The organism is Pseudomonas sp. dw_612 (genome assembly GCF_018449725.1).
Classification (GTDB): domain Bacteria; phylum Pseudomonadota; class Gammaproteobacteria; order Pseudomonadales; family Pseudomonadaceae; genus Aquipseudomonas.
This window is the reverse complement of sequence record NZ_JAAVVC010000001.1, coordinates 168,975-183,838: the sequence shown is the minus strand read 5'-3', so window position 1 is coordinate 183,838 and position 14,864 is coordinate 168,975. Positions and strand designations below refer to the sequence as shown.

Genomic DNA, 14,864 nt, shown 5'->3' with positions numbered 1-14,864 from the left:
TCGAATCGGACGCCGGGCATTTCAGTGAGTGAAATAGTGGATTGTAGTTTGTGGTCATTCTCCGCGCCGTGGTTAAGGCAGAGCATAAGCGCACAGACACTCTTCCATGCTGAATAGCAGAGACTCATGATTGATGAAACGCGTGCTTATGTTACTGGCCAACGGCGTAGAGCCCTTGGAAATGGCTGCTTTTACCGATGTGCTTGGCTGGGCCAACTTGCTGGGTGATCAGCCTGTGGAACTGGTCAACGCTGGCCTTCGCGAACATATCGTGACCACCTTCGGTCTCTCGCTCAATCCAGGTTTTTTATTGAGCGATCTGGACGTGAACAGCTTTGATGCCTTGGCACTGCCTGGTGGTTTTGAGCCGTCGGGCTTTTACGAGGAAGCCTTGAGCGAACCCTTCCTGGCGACCATCCGGCATTTCGTAGAACTCAATAAACCCGTTGCCAGTGTTTGTGTGTCTTCCGTGTGCCTGGGCGTGGCCGGTGTGCTGCGTGACAGGAACGCCACGACCTACCACCAGAAGGGCGGCAAGCGGAAAAACCAACTGTTGGAAACCGGTGCGCGCTTTGTCGATCGCCCCTTGGTTGTCGATGACAACATTATCACTTCAAGCGGCCCCGGCACCGCCACCGAAGTCGCATTTGCGCTGCTCGAAAAAATAACCAGCGCCGCCAATGCCGAGTTCATCCGCAAGAAAATGCGCTTCGCCACCCCCGACCGTGGTTGGTACGAAACACCGCAAGTGCCCTGAAATGATCCATCAATTCCGAGTCGACTCTATACCGAGGTAACCGTATGGCTAACACAGCACTCATCGTCGTTGATATTCAGAACGACTATTTTTCCGGCGGCAAATGGGAACTGAACGCGACTGACTTGGCCGCTGACAATGCAGCTCGTGTAATGGGTGCCGCACGTCAGCGGGGTGACCTGATCATCCATATCCGTCACGAGACGTTGGCGCCCGATGCACCATTTTTTGTCCCAGGCTCCCATGGCGCGCAATTGCACGAGAAGGTGCGCAATCTTGGGGACGAGTTGGTCATCGTCAAACACTTCATGAACCCATACCGCGAAACGGAACTGCTCGAAGTGCTTGAACACAACGAGATTGAACGGGTCACCGTGGTCGGCAACATGAGCCACATGTGCATCGATGCTGTCACCCGCGCGTCTGACGACTTCGGGTTTGAAGCGACTGTTATTCATGATGCCTGCACGACCCACGACCTGGAATTCAACGACGTCAAGGTGCCTGCGCCGCTGGTGCATGCGGCGTTCATGGCCGCCTTGAAGTTCGGTTACGCCAAGGTGGTGAGTACTGACGAGTATGTGGCCCAGGTTTTCTAGTCTGCTGTTCGAATCACTCCGTTCCGGCCCTATAATTCAAAGGGGCCGCGAGATTTTATCTCGCAGCCCGTTTTTATTTGTCTGCGTTTTACCCTTGATCAATCAACAGGCTATTCCAGCAGCCGCGTTGGTAGGATCTCCACCTGTGTTAAGGGCCTGGAAATATTCCTACACCAACCTCTGGATATCACATTGGCTTATCGACCCACCATCTGCTCGATGATCAGAACAACCGCAATAATGATCATCGCCGCCCCAGAGAAACGACTGACAAAACGAGCCGCAGCAGGACGCGCCTGCAACACGATCTGTGAACCAAACCCGACCAGCAAATAAATAACGCCGCAACTGACCGTGTGGATGAGGCCCAGCGCAATCATCTGCATCGGCACAGGCCAGGCTGCGGCGGCGTCGGTAAATTGCGGCAATAGCGCCAGGAACAGCAGGAACACTTTCGGATTGAGCCCGCTCACGCACAGTCCCTTGATCGCCCAGCGCTGCCAGGAGCCCGATGTCTGAATATCATCCGCATGGGGTGTAGCGGGGTGGGCAAGCATGTTGATGCCCAGCCACAGCAGATATCCCGCCCCGGCAACGGTTAGCACCGACAAGGCCATGGGGTGCTGGGTCACCAGCGTGCCGACTCCACCGGCAACAATGACGGTGGCGATCAAATGACCGGACAACAATCCGCCCACGGCGGGTATGACCACCCGGCCTTTTAACCCCGCCGAAATCGCGTAGGCCCAATCGGCGCCTGGCGTAATGACGAACAGAATCGACACCGCCCAGAAGGCCACGAAAACACTCAGAGTCATCGGGTTTTCCTCATCTACTGCTCAGACCAGTCTTTATTGATGAAGGGAAGAATAGTGAAAAGTGGTTAGAGTTTACTTTCAAAGATGGTCATTAAAACGCCGTAAATCAGGAGGTTCTTCCAAATGGACAGGATTGATCGAAAGATTCTTTCTGAGCTGCAAAAGGACGGTCGCCTTTCGGTCACCGAACTTGCCGAGCGTGTGGGGTTGAGCCTTTCCCCTTGCCATCGACGCGTTCGGGCACTGGAAGAGTCGGGGGTGTTGCTCGGCTATCGGGCACAACTGGACCCGGTTGCATTGGGCCTTAACTTTTCCGCGATGGTGTTTGTCACGCTGCGTGAGGGCGACCGGCAAGCGGTCGAAGCGTTTGAGACGGCGCTCGTCGACATCCCGCAAATAGTGGATGCCCAGCGTTTATTCGGGGAGCCGGACTACCTGCTGCACGTCATCACCCAGGATTTGCCGGCGTTCCAGCGGCTCTACGATGAGCGCCTGTCGACGCTGCCCAATGTGCAGCGGCTGACCTCGACGCTGGTCATGAAACGGGTTGTGCAGGATCGGCCGCTGCCTCTGTAATCAGCGACAGACGCAACGAATGCCACATCAGGGCCTCATATAAAGACGAGTCGCGCCTTTGCTGCTGTACGCAGGCGCTGGCCAATTGCGGTTTTATCCCGACAATAGGTATTTGTTTTATGACGGCTGCTGAAAAGAACCAAGTGACCTGGCTGGTCGAGCAATCCATGCTGCATGCCGCAAAACAGCGGGCCAAGCTGTATTCCGGGCAAGGCCGACTGTGGCAACAGCCTTACGCCCACACGCGGCCCCGTGATGCTTCGACCCTGGCGTCGGTGTGGTTCACCGCGTACCCGGCCTCCATCGTCACCCGTGAAAATGGCACGGTGCTGGAGGCGCTGGGGGATGAAACCCTGTGGCACGCGCTGTCGAGAATTGGTATCCAGGGCATTCACAATGGGCCGCTGAAAATGTCCGGCGGCCTGACGGGGACTGAACGCACGCCAACGATCGACGGCAATTTTGACCGCATCAGTTTCGAGATCGACCCGCAACTCGGGACCGAGGCGCAGCTTCAGGCGCTGACCCGCATGGCCGCTGCGCACAACGCTGTGATCATCGATGACGTGATCCCTTCGCACACGGGAAAAGGCGCGGATTTCCGCCTGGCCGAGATGGCGTACGAGGATTACCCGGGCCTGTACCACATGGTCGAAATCCGCGAGGAAGACTGGCCGCTGCTGCCGGACATCGCCGAAGGTCGCGATGCCCAGAACCTCAGCCCGGCGCAGGTCGATGTGCTGCGGGACAAGCACTACATCGTCGGGCAATTGCAGCGCGTGATTTTCTTCGAGCCTGGAGTCAAGGAAACCGACTGGAGCGCCACCTCGGTGGTGGTCGGGGTCGACGGCAAGCCACGGCGCTGGGTTTACCTGCATTACTTCAAGGAAGGTCAGCCGTCGTTGAACTGGCTGGACCCGACCTTCGCCGCGCAGCAGATGATCATCGGTGATGCCTTGCATGCTATTGATGTCATGGGGGCGAAGATTCTGCGGCTGGACGCCAACGGTTTCCTCGGCGTGGAGCGCAAGCTCGATGGCACTGCCTGGTCTGAAAGCCACCCGTTATCGATCACCGGCAATCAGTTGCTCGCCGGGGCGATCCGCAAGGCCGGTGGTTTCAGTTTCCAGGAACTCAACCTGACCATCGACGACATTGCGGCGATGTCCCATGGCGGTGCTGATCTTTCCTACGACTTCATCACCCGACCGGCTTACCAGCATGCGTTGCTGATGGGCGATACCGAGTTCCTGCGCCTGATGCTGCGCCAGATGCACACCCAGGGCATCGATCCGGGCTCGTTGATCCATGCCTTGCAGAATCACGATGAACTGACCCTGGAACTGGTGCACTTCTGGACGCTGCACGCCCACGACAATTTCCTCTATCAGGGCCAGACCTTTCCCGGCAACATTTTGCGCGAGCATATCCGCGAGCAGATGTATGAGCGCCTGGCCGGTGAGCACGCGCCCTACAACTTGAAATTCGTCACCAACGGGGTGTCCTGCACTACCGCGAGCATCATCACCGCCGCGTTGGGAATCCGTGACCTCGACGCGATTACTACCGCTGATATCCAGCAGATTCGCCAGGTGCATTTACTGTTGGTGATGTACAACGCCATGCAGCCGGGCGTGTTCGCGCTGTCGGGGTGGGATTTGGTCGGTGCGCTGCCGTTGCCGGCGGAACAGGTCGAGCACTTGATGGGCGACGGTGACACGCGCTGGATTCATCGCGGTGCCTACGACTTGGTGGATCTCAACCCCGATGCGCCGTTATCGGCCGGGCAAATGCCGCGACCGAAGACGCTGTACGGCAGCCTGCCGAGCCAATTGAAGGACCCGGACTCCTTCGTCTCGCAACTGCGCAAAATCCTCGCCGCGCGCCGCGCCTACGACATCGCCGCCAGTCGCCAGATCCTGATCCCGGACGTCGAGCATCCGGGGTTGCTGATCATGGTCCATGAACTGCCGGCCGGCAAAGGTACGCAAATCACCGCGCTGAACTTCGGCCCGACGCCGATCACTGAAACCCTGCACCTGCCTAATATTGCGCCGGGGCCGGTGGTCGATATCATCAATGAACGGGTCGAAGGTGATCTCACGCCCGAGGGTGAGTTCACCATTACCCTGGATGCGTTTGAAGGGCTGGCGCTGCGGGTGGTGAGCACTTCGCCGATGCTTTAGGGCGGCGCAACCAACGTCGGGGTGGTCAGTGATTCAGCCACCTCGACGGGGTGAGGTTTCTGTGTAGCGCTGTTCTTGTGGGCTTGCGGCTTTGGGCGTTCTCATCAACAACGGGCCGAAGGTTGCCAGCAAGCCCAGCATGATCAACGGGAAAAACATCAGCCTGCCCAGGCCGAAGTTGCTGACAATCACGGTGATGGCGGCCGGCCCCACGAGCATCCCGGAAAAACCGATGCAGTTGACGATACCGATGTTGCGACCGGCATGGTTGGGATCGCGGCGTCCGGCGGCAGAAATCATCAGCGGCGCGATGCAGGACAGGCCCAGGCCGAACAGGGCGAAGCCGACAATGCCAGTCAGCGCGGTACCGCCGACAATGGTGATGATCATGCCAAGAACACACAGCGTCCCGCAGCCGAAAACCACCCGCGAATTGCCGAACGCGGCCGCCAGTCGATCACCGAAAAGACGCCCGACAAAAGCCGCGCCGACGAATACGGAGACTGCCATGCCGGCCGTCGAAGTCGTCGTCGAGAACTCACGCCGAATGTATTCCTGACCCCAGTCGGCAATCGCGTTTTCGCCCATCATGCTGCCCAGCAACAAAGTGCCGAGGGCAATCATGACCAGCAGCGTTTTGGTCGACGGTCCTTTGCCGGCCTCATCGGTCGAGCGCGCGCCTGTGTGCCAATCGCCGGATGACGCGTCCGGCACATCATGCTTGCCGAGCAGCCATCGACTGAAAAAACAGCCCACGATAAACAACGCCACGCCCAGCACGGTGTAGGGCACTAGCACGCTGTCGGTGTAGAAACTGGTCAGCCAACTGCACACCATTCCCAGCAGAAAACCGCCGAGTGAATAGCACGCGTGAAACCCCGACATGATCGAGCGCTGGTAGAAGCGTTCGACTTGCACGCCGTGGGCATTCAGCGCGGTGTCCATCGCGCCACGCAGCAACCCAAGGACCACGCCGAAGCACAAGGCGAACCAGAATCCACTGACGAATCCCAGCGGGATAATGGACAGGGGATACGCGAGGGCGCACACCGTGATCACCGGTTTCGCCCCGAAGGTGTCCAGCAACCGGCCGACTAACAGCGCGCCGGTTGCCGAACCCACGCCGACCCCGAGTGCGATCAAGCCGAAACTCCCGTCGCCCAGTTCGCCGGTCAAACCCAGTTGCACCCTGAACACGCTGACGCCCGTGGACCAGATGTACATCAGGGCGCCGATCATCATGAAGCCGAGAAACGTCGCGATGCGCGCTTTGCGAATGCGCAGGGGGATAGTTGTTGCCGGAAGGTCGTCGATCACGCTGCATGGTCCCTTTTGTTTTTGTGGGGTGTTTATGCAATTGGGTTATACGTATAACTCCATGAAAGTAACATTTTCAGGAGATTGGCTGTCAACCCTTTTCAGATTTACGTCGAGAAGGGTAGGCAGAATTACGCCGATTAACTTGACCAACCTTTAAGGCATTGCCACGCCCGTATAGCCTGATCAATATTTTTCAGTTATACGTATAACTTCCGTAATTCGAGCACCGAGGTTTCCGTGTCGTCTCAAGAATTGGTACTGCCATGCGCTACCCCTCACATGGCGGCTTATCGGCTGACATTTCTGCTGTCAGGCCTGTGCATGGGCGCCTGGGCACCGTTGGTGCCGTATGCGCGCAGTCGGGCCGGAGTCGACGACGGAGCGCTGGGCCTGCTGTTGCTTTGCCTCGGCCTGGGTTCGCTGGTGATGATGCCGCTCGCCGGCATCCTCAACGCCAGGAAAGGTTGCCGCTTCACCATGCACGTCGGCATCGCGCTGGTGCTGCTGACATTGCCGATGCTGGCGACCACGCATTCCTTCGCCGGTTTGATGTTCGCCCTGACGGTGTTCGGCGCAGGCTGCGGCTCGGTCGATGTGACGATGAATGTCCAGGGCGTCATGGTAGAACGTGCGACCGGTCGCTCATTGATGTCGGGTTTTCATGGCTTGTTCAGCCTCGGAACGATCGTCAGTGCGGCGGGCATGACCGGATTGTTATGGCTCGGCGCAACACCGTTGCTGGCCAGCAGTGCGGTGCTGGCGGCACTGGTCGCTTTCGTTCTGACCGCCGGGCGGCACATGCTGGGGCGCAGCGGCGATGAGGGCAGCCCGATTTTTGTCCGGCCCACCCGGAAGGTCTTGCTGCTGGGGGTGCTGTGTCTGTTCGCTTTTCTCGCCGAAGGCGCGATTCTCGATTGGAGCGCAGTGTTTCTCGCCGAGGTGCGCGGGGTCCAGCATTCGATTGCCGGCCTCGGTTATGCCGCGTTCGCCGTGATGATGGCCCTGGGACGTTTGAGCGGTGACCGGATTCTGTTGAAGCTCGGCTCGCGCACGGTGCTCATCGGCGGTGGCCTGATTGTGATGCTGGGGTTTCTGATGGTGGTGCTCGCGACCGACTGGCTGTGGAACCTGGTGGGATTCGCAGTGATTGGCGCCGGCCTGGCCAACATTGCCCCGGTCTACTTATCCCTGGCCGGCGCCCAACGGACCATGCCCGGTGAGTTGGCGATTGCCGCCGCGACCAGCCTCGGTTATCTCGGCATCTTGATGGGCCCGGCGGTCATCGGGTTGTTTGCCCACGCGACGAACCTGTCGGCGGCGCTGCTCGCCGTGGCCTCGTTGATGATCGCGGTCATGCTCAGTGCCACGCGACTGGTTCCGAAGGTTTCCCGTCAACGGGTACACTGAGTGCATGTTTTTTCACGGACCTCGAACGAGGTTTCAAAAAGATCGGGAAGCAAGCGATGGCATCCGTTTCAATGAAAGATGTAGCACTGGCGGCGGGGGTGTCTCAGCCTGCGGTGTCCTACGCTTACAATCGCCCCTCCAAACTGTCGCAAGCCCAGCGTGAACATATCCTTGAAGTGGCTGCTTCATTGGGTTACCCGGGGCCCAACGTGCTGGGGCGCAGCCTGCGCTCGGGCAAGATCGGCGCGATCGGGCTGATGATGATGGACAAACTGTCCCTGGCATTTGCCGATCCCTGCACGATTGCCTTGTTGCGCGGCATCAGTGAAGTGGGCGAACTGGAGAACGTCGCGCTGACGTTATTCCCGCTGAATAACAATCGCCTGGTCGGACGTTCGCCCGCGGCGAATCACGGCAGCCTGGCCCTGCGCGGGCTGGTGGATGGCTTGATTATTTCAACCCTGCCGGACGATCACCCGGCCGTGTTGGCCGTGGTGAAACAGAACATTCCGTTCGTGGTGATCGATTCGCCGTTGGTGGACGACTCGTTTTTCGTTGGCATTGATGATCGCGGCGCCGCCCGCACGCAGATGCAGCATTTGCTCGACCTGGGGCACCGCAAGATCGGCGTCATCATTGACCGACTCAACCCCGACGGCTATCGCGGGCCGATTGATCAGGCGCGTTTCAAGAGCGCCAGTGAACGCATTGTCCGGGAACGACTGACCGGTTACGTGGAAGCGGCGAGTGCGGCTGGCCTGGCTTTCGAGGACTTGAGCATTATCGAAGCCGGCGGGCTGGATTCGACGTCGGGGCAGGCGGCGGCCTTCACGCTGCTGACCTCCAACGACGTCACGGCGGTGGTGGCCTGCTCGGATGTGATGGCGATCGCCTGCATGAAAACCGCCCACGCGCTCAATCGCAACGTCCCGCAAACCCTTTCCGTGATTGGCTTTGACGATATCCCCGAGGCGGTGCAACTCGGCTTGACCACGATTGGCCAGCCGATGGTGGAGAAGGGCGTCTACGCCGCGAGGATGCTCACCGAACAGCTGAATGCACCGGCCGGCACCCGGCTCGAACCCGAGCAGAAGATCTTCGCCACGAAATTGATTGTGCGCACCTCGACGCTCAAGGTTTAAAAATCTCAAGCGAAACACCAACCCCGTAGCAGCTGTCGAGCCCCGGCGAGGCTACGTTCGGCGGCGAAGCAGTCGTGAGATCAGACTACGCGGTTTACCGTGCAAACCGCGTATGTCGGGTTTACGACGGCTTCGCCGCCGAACGCAGCCTCGCCGGGGCTCGACAGCTGCTACGGGGCGGGGTATCAGGCCCTCATGAAATTCGCCGCCACCCGCAAGGCATTCGCCGCAATGGTCAGCGCCGGATTTACCGCCGCCGACGACGGGAAGAACGAACTGTCGACCACCCAGACGTTGTCCAGGTCATGCAGCTTGCAATTCACATCCAGCACACTCGTGGCGGGATCAGTGCCCATCACCGCTGTGCCGCACTGATGGGAGTTGGTGGCGATCCCCATGCGCGCCTTCAGAATCACCGGATAACCCGCCTCGCGCATGACTTTACTGGTCTTGCTCACCAAGCCTTCATGAGCCTTGAGGTTGGTCGGCGTCCAGTGGACCTTGATCGCGCCACGCTGCTGGTCATACGTGACCCGGTTTTCCCGCGTCGGCAAATCCTCAGAAGTCAGGTACAGATCGACGCTGTGGTCGGTGATGTAGCGCGAGGCGAATTTGGGCAGCCATGGGCGCATCGAGGTGATCATCGGCTCGCGGATTTTCCCCAGCATCTGCACGTTGCCCAGGGGGAACGCATTGTGTGGGCTGGCGCTGTACCAGTCGTTGATCGCCAGGGTTTTCTGGAAGATCACTTTGTTCTTGCGACGCGGGTCCACGGCCAGCATGAAGGTGCTGTTGTGCACCATGTAGTTGCGCCCCAGTTGCCCGGAACTGTTGCCCAGGCCTTCCGGGTGTTGCTCGTTCGCTGACTTGAACAACAGCGCGGCGCTGTTCACCGCGCCGCACGCCAGCACGAAGCGTTTGGCACGCAGCGTCACCTCACGGCCATCGATCAGGCCACGGGCCTCGGTGACGGTGCGACCGTCCCTGCCAGTGATCAGTTGTTTGATCGTGGTGCGGGTCATCAGCCGGATGTTGTCGCTGCGCAGGGCCGGTCGTAGCGCCGACACTTCAGCGTCAGCCTTGGAGTCCACGAGGCAGGGATAGCCGTCGCAGGTTGAACACAAGACGCAACCACCGCCGTCGCCATAATCCACCGCGGCCGGCATCACGAACGGCTTGAGCCCTGAGCGGCGCATGCTGTGCTCCAGCGGGGCCAGGGCCGGATCATGTTTGAGCGCAGGTTGTGGAAAAGGCCCGGAGCGCCACGGTTCGCTTGGATCGCTGCCGGCCTGGCCATGCACCCGGTAAAGCTTTTCAGCTTTGGCGTACCAGGGTTCCAGTTCTGCGTAACTGATGGGCCATGCGGGTGACACGCCTTCGGCATGCTGAATCTCGCCAAAATCCTCTTCGCGAAACCGTGGCAGCATGGCGCCGTAGAATTTGGTGTTGCCGCCGACGTAGTAAAAAACGCCTGGGGAAAACGCTTGATTGGACTCATCCAGCCACTGCTCGGCATTGCGATAGCGGCCTTCGGCGAACACCGATTCGGTGCTCCAGTTCTGTATTTCACGGGGCAGGAAATCCCCCCTTTCGACGATCACAATGTCCAGTCCGCTTTCGCGCAGCGCATGGGCAAACGTCGAACCGCCCATGCCCGAACCGATAATCACGACATCACAATTGATATTGCCATCTGCATCAGGTGTCACCACGTCGAGGGCGCGCGGTTCGCGCGGCGCCCCCGGTTGTGGATTCAGCTCTGCATGATGCGAAATCAAGGCATCACTCATTTGAGCTGCTCCAGTGCTTATAGGTGCTGTTCGGAGTTGCGCAGTTCCCGGTATTCGTCCTGGCGTTCGTCAGTGATGTACTCCGGAATCGGGAAGTCCCACCAGCCCGGCACCCAAGGACCTGCGGCGTCACGGTCAGTCGGGATCTCGATCAGCACCGGCACGTTCAGGTCCAGGGCTTCCTGCAGGATCGGCTCGAGGTCTTCAGGGCGCTCCACGCGGTAGGATTTCAGGCCGAAGGCTTCGCCGACCGCTTTGAAATCCGGGCTGTACGGTGTGCCGTCCGGGTGATTGAACTCGGTGCCGATGTGGCGACTGGTCTGCTTGCGCTGGCCACCGCGAATCGACATGTACCCGGCGTTGTTCTGGATCATGAACACCACGGGAATGTTGTTGGTCACGCAGATCGCGATTTCCTGGGAGGTCATCAGGAAGTCGCCGTCGCCGAGGATGCACACCACCGGTTGGTTCGGTGCTGCCAGTTTGGCGCCGATGGCGGCAGGCACGGCCCAGCCCATGGACGAGAAGCCGCCCGAGGTCAGGTGTGTGCGCGGCGTGTACACCGGGAACGTCTGCTTGACTGCGCCCTGGGTGTTGCCGGAGCCGACCACCACAATGGTGTCCCGCGGGAAGATCTTGCGCAGTGCGCCCAGCGGACGTTGCGAGGTAAACGGGAAGCGGTCGGAATCACGACGACCCGCCAGTTTGGTTTCCCACTCGTCCTGATAGCCGCGCAGGTCGCTGAGGTATTCCTCGCGGTCCACGGTCTGGCCTTTCAAGCCTTCGACGATGTGGGCGAGGGCGTATTTCGCATCGGCGCAAATGCCCACGGTCACCGGGTAGTTCTTGCCGATTTCGTGCGGATCGATGTCGATGTGAATCAGCTTCGACGGCGGAATCGCAAAGGTCACGCCCTTGGCATAACTCGACGACGACCAGTCGGTGAAGCGACAGCCCACGGCGATGATCACATCGGCGGTGGACGCCACGGTATTACCGCACATTGTGCCGGTCTGACCGACGCTGCCGGCGAACAGCGGGTGATCTTCCGGGAAGCCGCTTTTGCCATTCCAGGTGGTCACCACCGGAATCTTCCAGGCTTCGGCCAGGGCAAGCACTTCAGCGCTGGCTTCGCCGGTGATGACACCGCCGCCGATCACCAGCACCGGACGCTTGCACGTCTTCAGCTCTTCAACCGCACGGGCGGTGGCCGCCGGATCCGGGAAGCACTTGCCGATCGGAGTGCGTTCTTCCAAAGCGTGCAGGGTCACTTCGGCGGCTTCGGCCTGAACGTCCATCGGGATTTCCAGATGAACCGGACCTGGGCGGCCCGTGACCATCGCACTCCAGGCCCGATGCATCATGAACGGCAGCTCTTCAACGCGGGTCGCGACCCAGTGACGCTTGGTTACGGCTTCGGCGATTTTCGGGAAGTCGTTGTCGGTGTAGCGTTCCAGCTCCTGCAACAAACCGTGGCCGCGCATGTGAGTGGGCGGCCCGCCGGTGATCAGCATCAGGCTGGTGGAGTCGGTGAACGCGGTGGCCATGCCGATTACGGTGTTGGCCGCGCCGGCACCGATGGAAGTGACCGCCGCCATCGGCTTGCCGGAAACCCGGTAGTAACCGTCCGCGAGGTGCACCGCACTCTGTTCGTGGAAGACCTGGATGAACTTGAGCTTCGAGTCTTCTTCAAGGAAGGCGTCGGTGAGGGTCCAGATACCATGGCCGGGGATGCCGGCGACGTATTCGACGCCATAGTTTTTCAGGGTTTGAGCCACGATCTGGCTGCCGGTCAATTTAGTCATGACAGGACTCCTTGGGTTGATGAAAGCGGGGTGGTGTTGCCGGTGCCTTGTGCGCGGCCGCGGGTTGCCCAGTTCAGGCCCTGCTTGGTCAGGCGGCGGATATTCGGGTCGGCGAGGTTGCTCGTGTCGTGGCCGATCGAGTGATAGAACACCCGGCCCTGACCCCACTGGCGAACCCAGGCGACCGGGCTGCGATGGCCCTTGATCCACGGGAACGGATTACCGTCGAACGTGGTTTCGGCCAATACGTGGATGTTCGGGTCGACCTGCATGTAGTACTGCTCGGAGCGCACCTCGAAATCCTCGACGCCTTGGGTGACTTCGTGGCTGCGGTCGATGATGTTGACCTGGTACGGATGGGGAAAACCTTCGCCCATCGGGTGCTCGAGAAACGAGCCGCCCAGCACCCAGTGATACTTGAGGCTGGCGCGAAACGCCGCGCCCGCACCGTGCCAACCCACCAGCCCGGTGCCGCTTTCGACGGCTTCGAGCAAGCGGTTTTCCTGGGAAGCGGTCAGGGTTTCTGTGGTGACAGCGTTGTTCCAGCCGATCACGATCAGGTCATAACCGGTCAAGTCCCTGTCCAGTGTGAAGATGTCGGTGGACTCTTCGACCTCGAAATCCAGTTCCTGGAAAACGGTCCGGGCCCATGCAGCAATTTCGTAGGGGTAATGGCCGGGCCAGCCACCGAATAGATACAAGACTCGACTCACGGTTGGTCACCTCTTCAAGTTGTGATTATTAGGTTATACGTATAACCGCTTATTTAAGCTATCACTCCGAATGGCTAAGTCAATGCCTGTTTTGGTTTTTTCATGGAGGAGGCTTAAAGCCCTTGTTATATGGGGTTTAGGCCTTGTGGAGTAAGGCTCGCAGGCAATCCGACAAGTCAGCGGACGCAGCGCTTTGCGGGTTTTAATAAGAAAAGGTTATACGAATAACGGCAGTTATCGTGGCAGTGCTTCAACACTGCGTCTGTGCTGCGTCAGATCGCGTCATCAATAAGGAGGCTGCGAAATTGCCCGGGGCAGAGGGGTACGAAAAGATGGTCGCCAATGCTGAGTGCATCTGGCGTGCGCTCAAGAACCACCTGGAGCAAATTGATGATTCGTTATCTGAAAAAAAGTAAGCCTGTCGAAGCTCAAGCCGAAATCGCCTCCCAAGTCCGCGACACCGTTGAGCAAATCATCGCCAACATCGGCAAAAACGGCGACGCCGCCGTACGCGAATACTCGAAGCAATTTGATAAGTGGGATCCCGTGTCCTTCCGCCTGACCGACGCTGAAATCGCGGCGTGTGTCGCCAGTCTGTCGGAGCAGGAACTCGGCGATATCAAATTTGCCCAGGCGCAAGTGCGCCGGTTTGCCGAAGTGCAAAAAGCTTCGATGCACGACGTCGAAGTTGAAACCCTGCCGGGCGTGATCCTCGGGCACCGTAACATTCCGGTGAACTCGGTGGCCTGCTACATCCCCGGCGGCAAATACCCGTTGCTGGCCTCGGCGCACATGAGCGTGCTGACCGCCAAAGTTGCTGGCGTGAAACGCGTGGTCGCTGCAGCGCCACCGTTTGACGGCAAACCCCATCCGGCCATCGTCACCGCGATGTACCTGGCCGGTGCCGATGAGATTTATTGCGTCGGCGGGGTGCAGGCGATTGCCGCGTTTGCCCTGGGCACCGACACCTTCAAAGCTGTGGACATGATCGTCGGCCCAGGCAACGCCTATGTCGCGGAAGCCAAGCGCCAACTGTTCGGCAAAATCGGCATCGATTTGATCGCCGGTCCGACCGAAACCCTGGTGATTGCCGATGACAGCTCCGACGTGGAAATCATCGCCGCCGACTTGCTGGGCCAGGCCGAGCATGGCGTCAACTCGCCTGCGGTGTTCCTGACCAACAGCCCGGCACTCGCAGAAACCCTGCCGGCGGAAATCGAGCGTCAGCTGGCCATCCTGTCCACCGCGCCGATCGCTTCGGTCGCCTGGCGCGATTATGGCGAAATCATCCTGTGCGACACCGTCGATGAGCTGGTGCAGGAAGCCGACCGGATTGCCTCCGAGCACGTTCAGGTGATGACCCGCGAGCCGCTGTATTTCCTCGAACACATGACCAACTACGGTGCGCTGTTCCTCGGTCAGCGGACCAACGTTTCCTACGGCGACAAGGTGATTGGCACCAACCACACCCTGCCCACCACCGGCACCGCGCGTTACACCGGTGGATTGTGGGTCGGCAAGTTCATCAAGACCTGCACCTATCAGCGAGTGCTGACGGACGAAGCGTCGGTGCTGGTCGGCGAATACTGCTCGCGCTTGTGCGGCATGGAAGGTTTTGCCGGGCACAAGGAGCAGGCGGATATCCGCATTCGTCGCTACAAGAAACCCGCTTGAGGGTTGTTGCTCAGTTGCAGCACTTGGCAAGCGGGTAGCGGGAAAAAGGGTCGTTTCTCGCTGCTGCTGGTCACTCT

At 59.5% G+C, this 14,864-nt stretch carries 12 protein-coding genes; 7 read left to right on the top strand and 5 right to left on the bottom strand.

Features of this window, described 5'->3' with window-relative positions:
* The first annotated feature begins 133 nt into the window (after positions 1 to 133).
* Together HB680_RS00780 and HB680_RS00775 are read left to right on the top strand one after the other, a co-directional pair.
* Positions 134 to 757, top strand: a complete 624-nt coding sequence (locus HB680_RS00780; RefSeq protein ID WP_213936709.1) for a DJ-1/PfpI family protein — start codon at positions 134 to 136, stop codon at positions 755 to 757.
* A gap of 44 nt (positions 758 to 801) precedes the next feature.
* The gene (locus tag HB680_RS00775; RefSeq protein ID WP_213936708.1) at positions 802 to 1,356 is read left to right on the top strand and encodes a cysteine hydrolase family protein; all 555 of its coding nucleotides are present in this window, start codon (positions 802 to 804) and stop codon (positions 1,354 to 1,356) included.
* Between the two features lie 197 nt (positions 1,357 to 1,553).
* On the opposite strand, the gene HB680_RS00770 is transcribed toward HB680_RS00775, so the two are convergent.
* Positions 1,554 to 2,174 carry a LysE family translocator gene (locus HB680_RS00770; RefSeq protein ID WP_213936707.1) on the bottom strand — a complete coding sequence of 207 codons (621 nt, stop codon included), beginning with the start codon at positions 2,172 to 2,174 and terminating at the stop codon, positions 1,554 to 1,556.
* Positions 2,175 to 2,297: 123 nt separating this feature from the next.
* Between HB680_RS00770 and HB680_RS00765 the strand changes: the two genes are divergently transcribed.
* Entirely contained in the window at positions 2,298 to 2,750 is a 453-nt protein-coding gene (locus HB680_RS00765; protein ID WP_213936706.1) for an Lrp/AsnC family transcriptional regulator, read from the top strand.
* Positions 2,751 to 2,869: 119 nt separating this feature from the next.
* Positions 2,870 to 4,936 (top strand): maltose alpha-D-glucosyltransferase, encoded by a 2,067-nt coding sequence (gene treS / locus HB680_RS00760; protein ID WP_213936705.1) that lies wholly within the window; start codon positions 2,870 to 2,872, stop codon positions 4,934 to 4,936.
* A gap of 33 nt (positions 4,937 to 4,969) precedes the next feature.
* Here the strand turns inward: treS and HB680_RS00755 are convergent, their stop codons facing one another.
* The gene (locus HB680_RS00755) at positions 4,970 to 6,250 is read right to left on the bottom strand and encodes an MFS transporter (protein ID WP_213937096.1); all 1,281 of its coding nucleotides are present in this window, start codon (positions 6,248 to 6,250) and stop codon (positions 4,970 to 4,972) included.
* A 285-nt stretch (positions 6,251 to 6,535) separates the two neighbouring features.
* Between HB680_RS00755 and HB680_RS00750 the strand changes: the two genes are divergently transcribed.
* Together HB680_RS00750 and HB680_RS00745 are read left to right on the top strand one after the other, a co-directional pair.
* Complete coding sequence (locus HB680_RS00750) at positions 6,536 to 7,663, top strand: MFS transporter (protein ID WP_213937095.1); 1,128 nt, start codon at positions 6,536 to 6,538, stop codon at positions 7,661 to 7,663.
* Between the two features lie 56 nt (positions 7,664 to 7,719).
* Positions 7,720 to 8,805 (top strand): LacI family DNA-binding transcriptional regulator, encoded by a 1,086-nt coding sequence (locus tag HB680_RS00745; RefSeq protein WP_213936704.1) that lies wholly within the window; start codon positions 7,720 to 7,722, stop codon positions 8,803 to 8,805.
* 185 nt (positions 8,806 to 8,990) lie between these two features.
* Here HB680_RS00745 and HB680_RS00740 read toward each other — a convergent pair whose 3' ends face one another.
* Genes HB680_RS00740 through HB680_RS00730 form a run of 3 tightly spaced genes read right to left on the bottom strand, consistent with a single transcriptional unit; the run spans position 8,991 to position 13,113 of the window.
* Positions 8,991 to 10,595 (bottom strand): GMC family oxidoreductase, encoded by a 1,605-nt coding sequence (locus HB680_RS00740; RefSeq protein ID WP_213936703.1) that lies wholly within the window; start codon positions 10,593 to 10,595, stop codon positions 8,991 to 8,993.
* A gap of 17 nt (positions 10,596 to 10,612) precedes the next feature.
* Positions 10,613 to 12,400: a thiamine pyrophosphate-binding protein gene (locus HB680_RS00735; RefSeq protein WP_213936702.1), complete on the bottom strand. Its 1,788-nt coding sequence runs from the start codon at positions 12,398 to 12,400 to the stop codon at positions 10,613 to 10,615.
* Positions 12,397 to 13,113, bottom strand: a complete 717-nt coding sequence (locus tag HB680_RS00730; protein WP_213936701.1) for a ThuA domain-containing protein — start codon at positions 13,111 to 13,113, stop codon at positions 12,397 to 12,399. The genes HB680_RS00735 and HB680_RS00730 overlap by 4 nt, the downstream gene beginning before the upstream one ends.
* 390 nt (positions 13,114 to 13,503) lie before the next feature.
* Here HB680_RS00730 and hisD point away from each other — a divergent pair, with 390 nt between their 5' ends.
* Entirely contained in the window at positions 13,504 to 14,787 is a 1,284-nt protein-coding gene (hisD, locus tag HB680_RS00725; RefSeq protein ID WP_213936700.1) for a histidinol dehydrogenase, read from the top strand.
* The last annotated feature ends 77 nt before the right edge of the window (positions 14,788 to 14,864 follow it).

Bases quoted from the DNA above. Each gene is read 5' to 3' on its own strand.
- HB680_RS00780 (WP_213936709.1), top strand. From the start codon at position 134: ATGAAACGCGTGCTTATGTTACTGGCCAACGGCGTAGAGCCCTTGGAA.
- HB680_RS00775 (WP_213936708.1), top strand. From the start codon at position 802: ATGGCTAACACAGCACTCATCGTCGTTGATATTCAGAACGACTATTTT.
- HB680_RS00770 (WP_213936707.1), bottom strand. From the start codon at position 2,174: ATGACTCTGAGTGTTTTCGTGGCCTTCTGGGCGGTGTCGATTCTGTTC.
- HB680_RS00765 (WP_213936706.1), top strand. From the start codon at position 2,298: ATGGACAGGATTGATCGAAAGATTCTTTCTGAGCTGCAAAAGGACGGT.
- treS (WP_213936705.1), top strand. From the start codon at position 2,870: ATGACGGCTGCTGAAAAGAACCAAGTGACCTGGCTGGTCGAGCAATCC.
- HB680_RS00750 (WP_213937095.1), top strand. From the start codon at position 6,536: ATGGCGGCTTATCGGCTGACATTTCTGCTGTCAGGCCTGTGCATGGGC.
- HB680_RS00745 (WP_213936704.1), top strand. From the start codon at position 7,720: ATGGCATCCGTTTCAATGAAAGATGTAGCACTGGCGGCGGGGGTGTCT.
- HB680_RS00740 (WP_213936703.1), bottom strand. From the start codon at position 10,595: ATGAGTGATGCCTTGATTTCGCATCATGCAGAGCTGAATCCACAACCG.
- HB680_RS00735 (WP_213936702.1), bottom strand. From the start codon at position 12,400: ATGACTAAATTGACCGGCAGCCAGATCGTGGCTCAAACCCTGAAAAAC.
- hisD (WP_213936700.1), top strand. From the start codon at position 13,504: ATGATTCGTTATCTGAAAAAAAGTAAGCCTGTCGAAGCTCAAGCCGAA.